The following is a 13,837-nucleotide window of genomic DNA, read 5'->3' as shown; positions in this document are numbered from 1 at the left end:
GGCTATAATGAAGATAGATTCAAGATTAAAAGGAGGATTTAACAGTGGAACAAAACATTATCGTATCCAATCGAGAAATTGCGGACCGCATTTTTGAAATTAAAGTAAAAGGACCTGTGACACGTAAAATGACACAACCTGGACAATTCGTTCATATTAAAGTAGGTGAAGGTTCACTGCATATGTTGAGACGCCCGATCTCAATTTGTCATATCGAACCTGAAATTGAAACCTTTACGATGTTATATCGTGCAGAAGGTGCTGGGACACAACGTCTGTCTCAAATGCGTGAGAATGATGCGATTGATATTATTGCACCTTTAGGTAATGGTTTCCCTGTTGAAAAAGCAGAACGTAAAGCGCTTCTTGTAGGCGGCGGTATTGGTGTTCCTCCTTTATATGAACTATCTAAACAACTCAATCGTCAAGGTATTGAGACAGTACATGTTTTAGGTTTCAGAAGTAAAAAAGATGTCTTCTACGCAGATGAATTTGCGCAATTAGGTGAAACGCACATTGTGACTGAAGATGGCACAATGGGATCAAAGGGCTTTGTGACAAATGTGATTTCTGAGTTGCCGGTAGATTATGATATTTACTATACATGCGGACCTAAACCGATGTTAAAAGCCATTAAAGAACATGACAAATTAGCAGATGTTGAAGGTTTCTTATCACTTGAAGAACGCATGGGTTGCGGTATCGGCGCATGTTACGCATGTGTCTGCCATACACCTGAATCTGAAACAAGTTATGTCAAAGTTTGTACAGAGGGACCTGTATTTGAGAAAGGAGCAGTCATCCTATGAGTCGATTAAATGTAGAAATTCCAGGATTAGAGTTAAAGAACCCGATTATGCCAGCAAGCGGTTGTTTTGCTTTCGGTGCTGAGTTCAGTCAATTTTATGACTTAAGCGAACTAGGTGCCATTATGATTAAAGCCGCTACGAAAGAAGCACGTTATGGTAATGAAACACCACGTGTTGCTGAAACTGATAGTGGTATGATTAATGCGATTGGGTTACAAAACCCTGGTGTGCATCACATTATTGAACATGAACTTAAGAAGTTAGAACAATTTGATGTACCGATTATCGCAAACGTTGCGGGTTCTACTGAAGAAGACTATGTATACGTGGCTGAACATATTTCAAAAGCACCAAATGTGAAAGCGTTGGAATTAAACATCTCTTGTCCGAACGTGAAAGAAGGCGGTATGCAGTTTGGTGTGGATCCAGTGGTTGCTGCTGAATTGACACGTAAAGTTAAAGCAGTTTCTGAAGTGCCTGTATACGTGAAACTTTCACCAAACGTAACAGATATTGTCGCAATGGCTAAAGCAATCGCGCAATATGCGGATGGTTTAACAATGATTAATACATTAGTCGGCTTACGTATTGATGCGAAAACAGGGCGTCCAATTATCGCAAATACAGTCGGTGGCTTAAGCGGACCAGCAATCAAACCTGTCGCAATGCGAATGGTTTATCAAGTCAGACAAGCTGTAGATATTCCAATTATCGCAATGGGCGGTGTTCAAAACGCACAAGATGTTATAGACTATATTTCAGTGGGTGCGAATGCGGTAGCAGTTGGAACAGCTAACTTCCAAAATCCAATGGTTTGTAAAGAAATCATTGATGAACTGCCAGCATTGCTCGACGACTTAGGTGTAAACCATATTAATGAATTGTACAAAAGGACTTTTGAGGTGACTAAATAATGGCAAATCGTAATTTACCTTTACCGATTATCGCATTAGACTTTGCGACGGCTGAAGAAGTAGAAAATTTCTTAGATTTATTTGATGAACCTTTATACATCAAAATCGGAATGGAACTTTATTATCAAACTGGCCCTGAATTAATCAACAAAATTAAAGCACGCGGCCACCAAATCTTCTTAGATTTAAAACTGCATGATATTCCAAATACAGTCAAACAAGCGATGGCTGGTTTAGGACGTTTAAATGTAGATTTAGTAAACGTTCATGCTGCAGGCGGTACTGAAATGATGCGCCAAGCAGTTGAAGGCTTACGTAGCGTCAACAAAGACACTAAAATTATTGCGGTCACACAATTAACATCAACAACAGAAGAAATGCTGCAAAAAGAACAAAACATCCAAACTTCAATTGAAGAGGCTGTATTAAACTATGCACGTTTAACTAAAGAAGCTGGCTTAGATGGTGTAGTATGTTCACCATTAGAAGCAGAATTACTGACAAAAGAATTAGGTTCAGACTTCTTGAAAGTAACACCAGGTATTCGTCCAGCACATTACGCACAAGACGATCAAAAACGTATTACAACACCAGACAAAGCACGTGAAATGGGTTCTACACATATTGTAGTAGGTCGTCCAATCACACAAAGTGACAATCCGGTTGAAAGTTATCATCATATTAAAGAAAGTTGGTTAGGTTAAGATGTCAAAACAAATTGCGCAATCATTATTAGATATTGGTGCAGTTGCACTATCACCGAATGATTTATTTACATGGAGTTCAGGGATTAAATCTCCGATTTATTGTGATAATCGTGTTACATTAGGTTATCCAGAAGTTCGTAACGCGATTCGTGACGGTTTAATCGAATTGATTCAAACACATTTCAAAGATGCTGAAATTGTATCAGGAACTGCGACAGCGGGCATTCCTCATGCAGCGTTCATCTCTGAAAAATTAGATATGCCAATGAGCTATGTACGTTCTAAAAGTAAAAGCCATGGTAAACAAAACCAAATCGAAGGTGCACCAAGTAAAGGTAAAAAAATCGTAGTCGTTGAAGACTTAATTTCAACAGGCGGTTCTTCTTTAGTTGCTGCAGAAGCATTAAGAGAAGCTGGCGCTGAAGTATTAGGTGTAGTTGCTATCTTTACGTATGGTCTTGCTAAAGCGGATCAAATGTTCAAAGATGCTGATATTCCGTTCTATACTTTAAGTGACTACAACGAATTAATCGACGTGGCTAAAGAACAAGGTAAAATTTCTGAGTCAGATATTCAATCTTTAGTTGAATGGAGAGACAATTTAGCATAAGATGGAATTGGATGGAGGGATGAACCATGTCCAATACACATGCACAAACTGCTCATAAACCATTTGCGCACTTAAATAAGTTCTTATCCGCAAATGAAGATTACCGTGAGCCGGTCAATAACTATGATCAAGATGAAAATCAATGGTTATCGAATGAACACGAGAAAAACATATTCAAGAAATGTAAAACAGATATAAAAGAAAAAGGCTTAATTTAAAACAAACGACAAAATCCGCAATCATGAACACTCATTTTGAGCTTATGATTGCGGATTTTTAGATTTTAAGAAAAATCTGTCTAAGTCAAAAGTGACAAATAGACTAGCGTAAATATATTTTAATAAAGATATAACCGATAATAATCACTGCTAACATTGCTAAAATAGGTAAGAAAAAGTGAGACATCATAGACCTCCATTCATTCAATCATCTGATTAAGATTTACTCATTGTTTTGGAATAAAGTCATTATACTATGAATTGTGTCATACATATAGAAAAAGGTACTGTTTGATTCACTTTTGGTCTTTCACAATGATAGCTTAAGTTAACCCTTTTGAGGAAAAACACAATCTCAATTAAGGCAGTACTATGTATAGGTTGAGTTGCTTTTGTATAGTCATTCATGTATCGTTTTAAGTGTCAAAATAGTAATTTTTAAGTTGCTTAATTTTAAATTACTATGTGATTAGTAAATAGCAAGTCAATGAGGAGGGGATAGTGTGCAAATACCAAAGGTAACACCATTTTTAATGTTTAATAATGAAGCTGAAGAAGCGATTGAACTTTATACTTCAGTATTTGAAGACAGTGAAGTGGTTTCAATGGTGAAGTATGATGAGTTTGGAAGCGGAGAAGCGGGTGCAGTCCAACACGCAATTATTCGTTTAAAAGACCAAATCATTATGGCGATTGATAATTCTAATGGAACTGAAATACCGATGAATCCATCTATTTCTTTATTTGTGACAGTAGATAATGCCATGGAAATGGAACGTCTATACAGTGGATTAAAAAGCGGCGGTGCCATTTTAATGGCCAAAACTGAGCTTGGACCTTACAGAGAATTCGCATGGATACAAGATCGCTTCGGTGTGAATTTCCAACTAGCATTAATGGATTAATTTCATCAATGATATGTAAACAACTCACCTGATAGGTGGGTTGTTTTTTATTTACAGCAGGCTATGAAAAAAGAATATAATAAAGGTGAGTTATGAATAAACGCCATTTAAAAAGATAGATTGGTAGTCTGAATTTTGGAGCGATACCCATGATAGATATGCATAATCATATATTAATTGATGCAGATGATGGACCAAGAGATGAAGAAGTGGCTATTCAATTATTAAAACAAGCTAAAAAAGAAAATGTAACAAAAATTATTGCAACACCACATTATACTAATAAATACGATAATTCTTTTGATAAAGTAAAGTTAAAAATAAAAATTATGTAAATTAAAAGAGGTTAAAGATTTAGGAATTCAAATTTATCCAGGACAAGAGGTAAGAATTCATCAGAATTTAATTGAAGATATTAAATCCGGAATGGTAAGTGGTTTAAACAAGTCCAGATACTTACTCATTGAGTTTCCTCCTAACGACATTCCTGATTATACGTATCAAATGTTTCAAAATATACAGGATTTAGGTTATATTCCCATCATTGCACATCCTGAACGTAATACCGCTTTGTTGAAAGATATGAGTGTTTTATATAACTTAGTTCAGCAAGGAGCATTAAGTCAAATTACTTCAACGTCTTTAGTAGGGGATTTTGGTAAAGGAATTCAAGATGTATCGATTGAACTAATGAAATGTAATCTTGCTCATTTTATCGCATCTGATGCGCATGATTTTGAAGCCAGACCTTTTATTATGAAATCTTTGTTTAAGGAAGAAGTGTTATTGAATTTTCGTGAATCTATGATGAAGTTAATCAAGAATGCAGAAGCAATTATTAAAAATGAAGAAATTGATAAGCGTGAACCGTTTGTTCCTGATAGTCAAAAAATTAAAGGTTGGATATTTTAAAATAAAGCACTCGAAAACATTTTGTCTTCGAGTGCTTTTAAAGTAAATAGATTATTTTAATTTCACTTTTTCTGAATCGCTTTTCATTGATTGGATGTGATCATAATCTGGTGTGGCATATAATGTTTTTTGATTATCGTATGTTACAAAGCCTGGTTTCGCACCTGATGGTTTGTGTACGTTTTTGATATCTGTGTAATCTACTGGAATTTGACCAGAGTTTCCTGCTTTAGAGAAGTAGGCTGCTAACATTGCAGCTTCTTCTATTGTTTTATCGCTTGGTTCATCTTCAAAAATGACTACGTGAGAACCAGGAATATCTTTTGTATGGAACCATAAATGGTGCTTACGTGCTTTTTTATTTGTTAGATAATCGTTTTGTTTGTTGTTTTTACCTACATATATAGTTGAGCCATCTGTAGAAAGGTAAGTTTGCAACTGCATTTGCGGTTGTTTCTTTTTCTTACGATTTTGACGTTGTTTCATAAAGCCTTGTTCTGCAAGTTCTTCACGGATTTCGTCAATATCTTCTACTGTGATATGAGCCAACTGTTGCTCAATAGATTCAAAGTATGCAATGTTTTCTTCTGTGAGTTGAATTTGGTGTTCAAGCTCATGTTCACGTGTTTTTAAACGGTTATATTGCTTATAGTAATATTGAGCATTCAGTGAAGGTGATTTAGTCGGATCTAACTTAATTGTCACTTCTTCACCTGTGTAGTAATTTTCAGTAGTTAAGGTTTCATCACCTTGTTTAATGCGATAGATGTTTGCGGTAATGAGTTCACCATATAACTGCATATCTTCTTTTGATTGCGTACCTTCATACTCAGCGTTTAATTTAACGAGTTTGTTTCGGTTTTTTTGAAGTTGTTGTTGGACAAAACGAACCAGATCATTCGCACGTTGTTTAACACGTTCACGTTCGCCACGTGCATCGTAGAAACGATCTAATAACTCATCAAGTGATTCGTAAGTCACACTATCATCATCAAACTGTTTTAAACGCATGAAGTAATAATCTTCTTTACCAGTTTCATGGTTTTTATGGAAAATCGGAACAGGTTTAAGTTTAGTTTCTTCCATAACTTCATCGAATGCTGCTGGTAATGTTTCAGTAGTCATAAATTGACGACGTTCTGTAATTTCTTTCGTAATGAGTGGACTGAAACCTTCGAAAGTTTGTAAGAGTTGTCTCGCAATATTACCTTGATTGAAATCTATATATTTTAATACGTCTTGACCTGAAACTTCATAAGGATTGATTTTATTTTGTGTAGGTGGTGCTTCATATTGGAATCCTGGCATAACGGTACGATATTGGTTTGTGTTTGGTGTTAAATGTTTGAAACCTTCGATAATCTTGCGATTATCATCCACAAGTATTAAGTTACTGTGTTTACCCATAATTTCTAAGATAACGGTACGATATATTTTATCACCGAGTTCATCTGTGCTTTGAACATCGATTTCGATACGACGGTCATTATCAATTTGACGAATTGCTTGTATAATTCCGCCGTCTAAGTGTTTACGAAAGACACGGTTAAACATTGGCGGTTCAAATGGGTTATCATATTTCTTTTTCGTAATATGCATACGAGAGAAATTAGAATGGATAGATAACAGTAATGAATGGTTTTTACGATTCTGACGAATGACCATTATAATTGTATCGTTATCAGGTTGGTTGATTTTATGAATACGTCCACCTTCAAGAAAGGACAGTTCTTCTACCATTTTCTTTGTGAATAGGCCATCAAATGCCATAATTATCAGCTACCTTTTTATTTTCGTTCTTGTACTACGTTCTTATTATTGTACCATGTGAATATGGTAAACTTCCAAATTAAGATTTTATCTATTGGCATCTATACAATTTTATTTAGAATATGGTATCATTATATAATACAACAATAGCTTAGAGAGGTCGTAAGGCATGGATAATGAAAAAGGTTTACTAATTGTCTTATCAGGTCCATCTGGAGTCGGAAAAGGTACTGTCCGCAAAGAAATATTTGATGATCCGAAAACATCATACAAATATTCAATTTCAATGACGACACGTGAAATGCGTGAAGGTGAACAAGATGGCGTTGATTATTTTTTCAAGACAAAACGAGAGTTTGAGCAACTTATCGCACAAGATCAATTTATTGAGTATGCAGAATATGTAGGTAACTACTACGGTACACCTGTACAGTATGTGAAAGACACTATGGATGAAGGCTATGATGTCTTCTTAGAAATCGAAGTTGAAGGTGCGAAACAAGTACGCAAGAAATTCCCTGATGCATTATTTATCTTCCTAGCACCGCCAAGTTTAGACCACTTAAGAGAGCGTTTAGTCGGCCGCGGTACAGAATCAGACGAAAAGATTCAAAGTCGTGTGAAAGAAGCACGTAAAGAAGTGGAAATGATGAATCTTTATGACTACGTTGTGGTAAACGATGAAGTAGAACTTGCTAAAGAACGTATTCAAGCAATCGTTGCAGCCGAACATCTAAAACGTGAACGTATAGAAGCAAAGTATAGAAAAATGATATTGGAGGCCAAAAAATAATGTTATACCCACCGCTTAATCAATTAACTTCAAAAGTAAAATCAAAATATTTAATCGCAACAGTGGCAGCCAAACGCGCACGTGAATTATATGACAAAAAAGACACTGCGTTATTAGAAAAATATCACTCAGTTAAAACAGTTGGAGAAGCTTTAGAAGAGATTGCTGATGGCAAAATCACTCCAATCGAACCAGAATTAAACGAAAGTGAATTCGAAACAAAAGACTGAGTTTAAAAGTGATTATATAAATTGAAAACAACCTTTAAGGCAAAAAAACTGCTTTAAAGGTTGTTTTTCATTTAATAAGACATCTTCAATTGCTCCATAGAACGTTCTAACTGATCGAAATCTATAATACGTGCTTGTCTATGAAATTCTCTTCCATTATTAAAAAGAATGACGACAGGCGCAGTAAAGAGTGAGAGCTGACCAGCAGCTTCAGGAATATCATTTACAATAATTTGTGCTGCAGGTATTTCTAACTGATTTACTAATTTTTCTACTCTAGGTTGGTCTGCATGGCAGACTGAGCAACCATTCGCCATGACATATAATAAGAATTTATTTTCTGATTCAATGCGTTGTGTAATATCGTCATATTGCTTTAAAGTCTCCACCTTCAAACCTTCTTTCTATTGTCTGTAACGAAAGCTATCATACGCGGATAGAGGTAGAGAATCAACTTTATTGCTTTGCAAAGCTAAGGACTTTTTTGACCTAGAGTGTTAAAATATAAAATGATTGATGAATTATGAGGCCATTTCATTTGGACTTATTTTTTAATATTAAGCCGTATACATAAAGAGAGAATAAACTTGGAGGCAAAGATTGCGATGAAGAATATTTTATTAGCAGTATCGGGTGGTATTGCAGCTTATAAAGCGATTGATTTAACAAGTAAATTAACACAAGCAGGGTATGACGTACGTGTAATGCTGACTGAACATGCACAAGAGTTTGTAACACCGCTTGCTTTCCAAGCAATCAGTCGTAATCCTGTATACACGAGTACATTTAAAGAAGAAAATCCAGCTGAAATTCAACATATAGCGTTAGGTGATTGGGCAGACGCAGTGATTATTGCGCCAGCAACTGCCAATATTATCGGTAAATTAGCAAACGGTATTGCTGACGATATGATTACTTCAACTTTATTAGCGACGACTGTTCCTAAATTTGTTGCTCCTGCTATGAATGTGTATATGTATGAAAATCCAAGAGTACAAGCAAACATGCAAGTATTGACTGAAGATGGATATCATTTCGCCGAACCTGGTGAAGGCTTTTTAGCCTGCGGCTATGTAGCGAAGGGCCGTATGATGGAACCATTGGATATCATGGCATTCATGCGCCAAACGATGGAACAAAATAATAATCAATCAGTCATCAATGAGAGTGATTGGTTCAATGGTAAACATGCCTTAGTTACAGCAGGACCGACGGTCGAAGTTATTGATCCTGTACGTTTTGTGTCTAATAGAGCATCAGGAAAAATGGGATATGCACTTGCTGATGCATTACAAAAGAGAGGCGCTAAAGTAACTTTAGTGAGTGGTCCAACAAGCTTAACGCCACCAGAAAACGTGGACTTTGTACCTGTAACTAGTGCGGAAGATATGTTTAACGCAGTAGTTGAACGTTTTGATGCTCAGGACTTTGTCTTTAAAACAGCTGCTGTATCAGATTATAAACCAGCAGAAAAACTGGAACATAAAATGAAAAAACAAGATGGAGATTTAACCATTTCATTTACACGAACTAAAGATATATTGAAATATTTAGGTGAACATAAAACGCATCAAAAATTAATTGGCTTTGCAGCTGAAACACAAGATATTGAAAAATATGCAAAAGCTAAATTAGAGAAAAAGAATGCAGATGTGATTATTTCGAATAACGTAGGAGATACATCTATCGGTTTCAGTTCTGATGATAATGAAGTCACATTATACTTCAAAAATGACGAAGCAGTTAATATAGAGAAAGGTAAGAAACAGCAGCTTGCTGGAAGAATCTTAGAAGAATTAGAACGTAGGTGGAAATAATGTATGCAAAGGTAATTGTAGATGTCCCAGCTAAAAACGTAGACTTTACCTTTGACTATAAAATACCAGAGCGACTCGTACCCATTATTCAAGTTGGTGTACGAGTCGTTGTACCCTTTGGGTACAGAACCATTCAAGGGTATGTTATGGAAATAGCTGAGGAACCAGATCCAGAACTAGATTTATCTAAACTAAAAGAAATCCAAGAAATTCAAGATATCAAACCAGAACTGACACCTGAATTAGTTGATTTAAGCGCTTGGTATGGTAAATATCATGTCACGAAACGTATTTCTATTTTAGAAGCCATGTTACCAAGTGCTATTAAAGCAAGATATACCAAAGTATTTGAAATTGTAGAAGATGAATCAATACCAGATGACATTTTAAAACGCTTTAATAAAGAAGGACATTATGCTTATAAAGCTGCTCAACAAAATGGTGATTTAAAACATTTAGTTCCTTTATTAGAAGAAGGTATCGTTAGAGAAGAAACGTTACTGTCTCAAAATACAAAGAAAAAAACACAACGTGCAATACGAATAAGAGATGATCATCAACCAGATGAAGTTTTAGCAATGTTAGAACGACACCCTAAACAATATGATGTTTATGCTTACTTGCTAGATGCACAAAATAGAGATGTTCCTTTAAAAGAACTTGAAGAAGTAGGGTTATCAGCTTCAAGTGCTAAAACATTGGAACGTAATGGTTTTGTTGAGAAGTATGATGCCATAGTAGAACGTGACCCATATGCATCAAGAGTATTTGAACAAGAAGAAAAACGACAACTCACTCCAAGCCAACAAATCGCTTACGATGAGATTAAAAAGGTTATTGATGAAGAAAAACAAGAGACTTTCTTATTACATGGTGTAACAGGTTCAGGTAAAACTGAAGTTTATCTTCAAACGATAGAAGCTGTTCTAGAAAAAAATCAACAGGCTATGATGTTAGTTCCAGAAATTGCTTTGACACCACAAATGGTTTTACGTTTTAAACGTAGATTTGGTGATGAAGTTGCAGTATTGCATTCAGGTCTTTCAAAAGGCGAACGTTATGATGAGTGGCAAAAAATACGTGACGGTCGTGCACGTGTAAGTGTAGGCGCGCGTTCTAGTGTTTTTGCACCATTTAAAAATCTGGGTATGATTATTATTGATGAAGAACATGAGGCAACATATAAACAAGAAGATTATCCTCGTTATCATGCGAAAGAGATTGCATTATGGCGAGCAAAATATCATCAATGTCCATTAATTTTAGGTAGTGCGACGCCAAGTCTTGAATCATATGCACGTGCTGAAAAGGGAGTTTATCACTTATTAAGCTTACCTGATCGTGTGAATAATCAACCATTACCTGAAATTGATATTGTAGATATGCGTGAAGAATTAGCAAATGGTAACCGGTCAATGTTTTCGACAGAATTGCGAGAAGCAATTCAAGACCGTTTATCTCGCAATGAACAAATTGTACTGTTCCTAAATCAACGTGGTTATTCTTCATTTATATTATGCCGAGACTGTGGTCATGTACCGCAATGTCCAAACTGCGATATTTCATTGACCTACCATAAATCTAGCGATAAATTGAAATGTCACTATTGTGGTTATGAAGAAACACCGCCTAATAAATGTCCAAACTGCGAAAGTGAACACATTCGTCAAATGGGAACTGGTACCCAACGCGTAGAAGAACTGTTAAATCGTGAATTTGAAAATGCGAAGATTATTCGTATGGACGCAGATACAACATCACGAAAAGGCGCACATGAGAAGTTATTGAATGACTTCGGAGAAGGTAAAGGGGATATTCTGCTCGGTACTCAAATGATTGCGAAAGGGTTAGATTTTCCAAATATTACACTTGTCGGTGTGTTAAACGCTGATACTATGTTGAACTTACCAGATTTTCGTTCCAGTGAAAGAACTTTCCAATTATTGACTCAAGTAGCAGGGCGTGCAGGACGTCATGAAAAAGAAGGGAAGGTTATTATTCAAACCTATAACCCTGATCATTATGCGATACAAGATGTCCAGCTTAATGATTATTTATCGTTCTATCACAAAGAAATGAAATACAGACAAATTGGTAAGTATCCACCATACTATTTCTTGATTAACTTTACGATTTCTCACCAAAATATGAAAGAAGTTATGCAAGCAGCTGCACATGTTCATAAAATATTATTACAACATCTTACGGATCGAGCTTTGATTTTAGGACCATCACCAGCAGCTATCGCTAGAATTAATAGAGAATTTCGCTTCCAAGTCCTAGTCAAATACAAAAGTGAACCAGAGCTACACAAAGCACTTCAATATTTAGATGATTACTATCATGAACGCTATCAAAAAGATAAGCTTTCGTTAAAGATAGACATAAACCCTTATGTCATGATGTAGAGAATAAAATAGCATAAAATCAAGGATAAGTGATGATTTAGGAAGTATTAGATGCTTTTTAGATTGTCACTTATCTTTTTATTTTCAGCCAACATCAATGTATAAGTGTAACACTTTTTGAAAGTTCTTTATTATTGCGTACTATACAAAAAGTGGCGTAAAATAAATTAAATTATAAATGCTTATCTGCTTACGAACTTCATATAGATATACGATTAAGGATTCTTTATGAGACACCATACTTTTAAAAGTAAGCAGTTTATCAAAGCTATAATTAATTTTCAAAAGGGGATGATGAAACGATGAAAATAGCAATCATTAGCGCAACGGGTAAACAAGGAACAATCTTAACTGAAAAAGCATTAGAGAGAAACCATGAAGTTACTGCGTTTGTCAGAAATCATAATAAATTACAATTTGATGTTCCATATGTAGAAAAAGATATATTAGATATTACTCGTGAAGATTTAGAAGGTTTTGATGCAGTATTCGTCGCATTTGGCGCACCAAGAGGAAAAGAAGAGTTATATATTCAAATGACTAATCATCTTATTAATATTTTAGAGGGTATAGATGTAAAACTGATGTTTGTTGGTGGAACAGGTAGATTGTATATAGATGATAGTAAAACAACAAGAGTAGCGGATAATCCAAATATCCCAGAAGCTGTAAAAGAATCAGCTATAAAAATGGCTGAAGCTTATGATATTCTATCAGCGCAAGACAAACTAAAAGACTGGACGTTTGTAAGTCCTGCAAGCATGTTTGATTTTAATGGTCCAGAAACCAACGATTATAAATTGGGTACTGATACAATTATTTATAACTCAAGAAATAAATCTTATGTATCGTACAGTGATTTCAGTAACGCATTTATAGATGAAGCTGAAAATGATCAATATCCAAACCAAGGTATCACAGTTGTTTCTGGCTAACTCATAATAAAACCTCATTAAAAGCAATAGAAAGTAAATTGCTTTTAATGAGGTTTTATTATTAAGAATGCACTAACTTGTACAGGTGTATATTTTATATAGGTAACTATAAGTTAATATCCCTTTTTTGATATTGTAATGATTATTTTCATGTATAATAAGGAATCAAGGAGTGATTTTATGATTCTGCTCAAAACGTTTATCATAGCATTTTCAGTTTTCACATTTTTATCTGCGATATTAATGTTAGCACGTAATCCGAAAACACCTAAAATTACAATGATCCTCTTAATAGTAGGAAGCTTATTGTTAGATATCGGGGCTTTAATTGCTAATTTCATACCAGCTCTGATTCTTTTAATCATTGGGTTTGCGATGATCCAAGTAGGCATAGGTATCTATCAAAAGAGAACTTTTGGGAAAATCATCTTTTTAGCACAAAGTGTAAGGTTCATTGTAAGCATATTTGTTATTGTTTTCTTTATTATTTTACAATAGTTACAATCACTATTAATAAGTTATTGAAAAGCTCATATTCAGTAAGGAACCATGAACGTTTCCTTACTAATGTGAGCTATACATATTTTTAACAGAGGAAAATTGAATACTTTTCTAATTTCTATGTAAATTCTGTTGAAAAGTAAATAGACAATCCAACTAAAGAAGCTTATTGATTAACAACCTAATTAGTGGAATAAGTCATCTCAATGATTTAAAAATATGAAATTGATTTATAGTTGTACTGAATTTACAATCTCTTAATAAAAAAACAAGGGTAAGCGTGAATTGTTAAACAATTATATATGTAT

At 34.9% G+C, this 13,837-nt stretch carries 16 protein-coding genes; 14 read left to right on the top strand and 2 right to left on the bottom strand.

Annotated features, from left to right (window positions below):
• The first annotated feature begins 44 nt into the window (after positions 1 to 44).
• From CD112_RS08860 to CD112_RS08830, 8 genes are all read left to right on the top strand, one after another.
• Positions 45 to 809, top strand: coding sequence for a dihydroorotate dehydrogenase electron transfer subunit (locus CD112_RS08860; RefSeq protein ID WP_103364178.1), 765 nt, complete (start codon positions 45 to 47; stop codon positions 807 to 809).
• A complete protein-coding gene (locus CD112_RS08855) occupies positions 806 to 1,723 on the top strand; it encodes a dihydroorotate dehydrogenase (protein ID WP_057511010.1) in 918 nt (305 codons plus the stop codon). Before CD112_RS08860 ends, CD112_RS08855 begins: the two co-directional genes overlap by 4 nt.
• Positions 1,723 to 2,427, top strand: a complete 705-nt coding sequence (gene pyrF, locus CD112_RS08850; protein WP_002480623.1) for an orotidine-5'-phosphate decarboxylase — start codon at positions 1,723 to 1,725, stop codon at positions 2,425 to 2,427. Before CD112_RS08855 ends, pyrF begins: the two co-directional genes overlap by 1 nt.
• Before the next feature lies 1 nt (position 2,428).
• Positions 2,429 to 3,040 (top strand): orotate phosphoribosyltransferase, encoded by a 612-nt coding sequence (gene pyrE, locus CD112_RS08845; RefSeq protein ID WP_023015755.1) that lies wholly within the window; start codon positions 2,429 to 2,431, stop codon positions 3,038 to 3,040.
• A 26-nt stretch (positions 3,041 to 3,066) separates the two neighbouring features.
• On the top strand, positions 3,067 to 3,258 hold the full coding sequence (locus CD112_RS08840) for a hypothetical protein (protein WP_002480625.1): 192 nt from the start codon (positions 3,067 to 3,069) through the stop codon (positions 3,256 to 3,258).
• Between the two features lie 503 nt (positions 3,259 to 3,761).
• Positions 3,762 to 4,163, top strand: a complete 402-nt coding sequence (locus tag CD112_RS08835; RefSeq protein WP_002480626.1) for a VOC family protein — start codon at positions 3,762 to 3,764, stop codon at positions 4,161 to 4,163.
• Positions 4,164 to 4,312: 149 nt separating this feature from the next.
• Positions 4,313 to 4,498, top strand: coding sequence for a CpsB/CapC family capsule biosynthesis tyrosine phosphatase (locus tag CD112_RS13880; protein ID WP_308446728.1), 186 nt, complete (start codon positions 4,313 to 4,315; stop codon positions 4,496 to 4,498).
• 25 nt (positions 4,499 to 4,523) lie between these two features.
• Positions 4,524 to 5,075 (top strand): tyrosine-protein phosphatase, encoded by a 552-nt coding sequence (locus CD112_RS08830; protein ID WP_308446729.1) that lies wholly within the window; start codon positions 4,524 to 4,526, stop codon positions 5,073 to 5,075.
• A gap of 51 nt (positions 5,076 to 5,126) precedes the next feature.
• Here CD112_RS08830 and CD112_RS08825 read toward each other — a convergent pair whose 3' ends face one another.
• Positions 5,127 to 6,845 carry an Rqc2 family fibronectin-binding protein gene (locus CD112_RS08825; protein WP_057511012.1) on the bottom strand — a complete coding sequence of 573 codons (1,719 nt, stop codon included), beginning with the start codon at positions 6,843 to 6,845 and terminating at the stop codon, positions 5,127 to 5,129.
• 169 nt (positions 6,846 to 7,014) lie between these two features.
• On the opposite strand from CD112_RS08825, the gene gmk reads away from it, so the two are divergent.
• Positions 7,015 to 7,638: a guanylate kinase gene (gene gmk, locus CD112_RS08820; RefSeq protein ID WP_002480629.1), complete on the top strand. Its 624-nt coding sequence runs from the start codon at positions 7,015 to 7,017 to the stop codon at positions 7,636 to 7,638.
• Positions 7,638 to 7,868 (top strand): DNA-directed RNA polymerase subunit omega, encoded by a 231-nt coding sequence (rpoZ, locus tag CD112_RS08815; RefSeq protein WP_002480630.1) that lies wholly within the window; start codon positions 7,638 to 7,640, stop codon positions 7,866 to 7,868. The genes gmk and rpoZ overlap by 1 nt, the downstream gene beginning before the upstream one ends.
• 71 nt (positions 7,869 to 7,939) lie before the next feature.
• On the opposite strand, the gene CD112_RS08810 is transcribed toward rpoZ, so the two are convergent.
• The gene (locus CD112_RS08810) at positions 7,940 to 8,257 is read right to left on the bottom strand and encodes a thioredoxin family protein (RefSeq protein ID WP_002480631.1); all 318 of its coding nucleotides are present in this window, start codon (positions 8,255 to 8,257) and stop codon (positions 7,940 to 7,942) included.
• A gap of 216 nt (positions 8,258 to 8,473) precedes the next feature.
• On the opposite strand from CD112_RS08810, the gene coaBC reads away from it, so the two are divergent.
• From coaBC to CD112_RS08790, 4 genes are all read left to right on the top strand, one after another.
• Positions 8,474 to 9,685, top strand: a complete 1,212-nt coding sequence (gene coaBC, locus CD112_RS08805; protein ID WP_103364177.1) for a bifunctional phosphopantothenoylcysteine decarboxylase/phosphopantothenate--cysteine ligase CoaBC — start codon at positions 8,474 to 8,476, stop codon at positions 9,683 to 9,685.
• Positions 9,685 to 12,093, top strand: a complete 2,409-nt coding sequence (gene priA / locus CD112_RS08800; RefSeq protein ID WP_060803943.1) for a primosomal protein N' — start codon at positions 9,685 to 9,687, stop codon at positions 12,091 to 12,093. Before coaBC ends, priA begins: the two co-directional genes overlap by 1 nt.
• Before the next feature lie 302 nt (positions 12,094 to 12,395).
• A complete protein-coding gene (locus CD112_RS08795; protein ID WP_057511017.1) occupies positions 12,396 to 13,028 on the top strand; it encodes an NAD(P)-dependent oxidoreductase in 633 nt (210 codons plus the stop codon).
• Between the two features lie 180 nt (positions 13,029 to 13,208).
• Positions 13,209 to 13,526: a hypothetical protein gene (locus CD112_RS08790; RefSeq protein ID WP_023015733.1), complete on the top strand. Its 318-nt coding sequence runs from the start codon at positions 13,209 to 13,211 to the stop codon at positions 13,524 to 13,526.
• The last annotated feature ends 311 nt before the right edge of the window (positions 13,527 to 13,837 follow it).

It is taken from the genome of Staphylococcus simulans (genome assembly GCF_002902285.1).
Taxonomy (GTDB): domain Bacteria; phylum Bacillota; class Bacilli; order Staphylococcales; family Staphylococcaceae; genus Staphylococcus; species Staphylococcus simulans.
The sequence above is the reverse complement of the archived record's forward strand: the minus strand, read 5'-3'. Positions and strand labels throughout refer to the sequence as shown.

Bases quoted from the DNA above. Each gene is read 5' to 3' on its own strand.
- CD112_RS08855 (WP_057511010.1), top strand. From the start codon at position 806: ATGAGTCGATTAAATGTAGAAATTCCAGGATTAGAGTTAAAGAACCCG.
- pyrF (WP_002480623.1), top strand. From the start codon at position 1,723: ATGGCAAATCGTAATTTACCTTTACCGATTATCGCATTAGACTTTGCG.
- pyrE (WP_023015755.1), top strand. From the start codon at position 2,429: ATGTCAAAACAAATTGCGCAATCATTATTAGATATTGGTGCAGTTGCA.
- CD112_RS08840 (WP_002480625.1), top strand. From the start codon at position 3,067: ATGTCCAATACACATGCACAAACTGCTCATAAACCATTTGCGCACTTA.
- CD112_RS13880 (WP_308446728.1), top strand. From the start codon at position 4,313: ATGATAGATATGCATAATCATATATTAATTGATGCAGATGATGGACCA.
- CD112_RS08825 (WP_057511012.1), bottom strand. From the start codon at position 6,845: ATGGCATTTGATGGCCTATTCACAAAGAAAATGGTAGAAGAACTGTCC.
- gmk (WP_002480629.1), top strand. From the start codon at position 7,015: ATGGATAATGAAAAAGGTTTACTAATTGTCTTATCAGGTCCATCTGGA.
- rpoZ (WP_002480630.1), top strand. From the start codon at position 7,638: ATGTTATACCCACCGCTTAATCAATTAACTTCAAAAGTAAAATCAAAA.
- coaBC (WP_103364177.1), top strand. From the start codon at position 8,474: ATGAAGAATATTTTATTAGCAGTATCGGGTGGTATTGCAGCTTATAAA.
- priA (WP_060803943.1), top strand. From the start codon at position 9,685: ATGTATGCAAAGGTAATTGTAGATGTCCCAGCTAAAAACGTAGACTTT.
- CD112_RS08795 (WP_057511017.1), top strand. From the start codon at position 12,396: ATGAAAATAGCAATCATTAGCGCAACGGGTAAACAAGGAACAATCTTA.
- CD112_RS08790 (WP_023015733.1), top strand. From the start codon at position 13,209: ATGATTCTGCTCAAAACGTTTATCATAGCATTTTCAGTTTTCACATTT.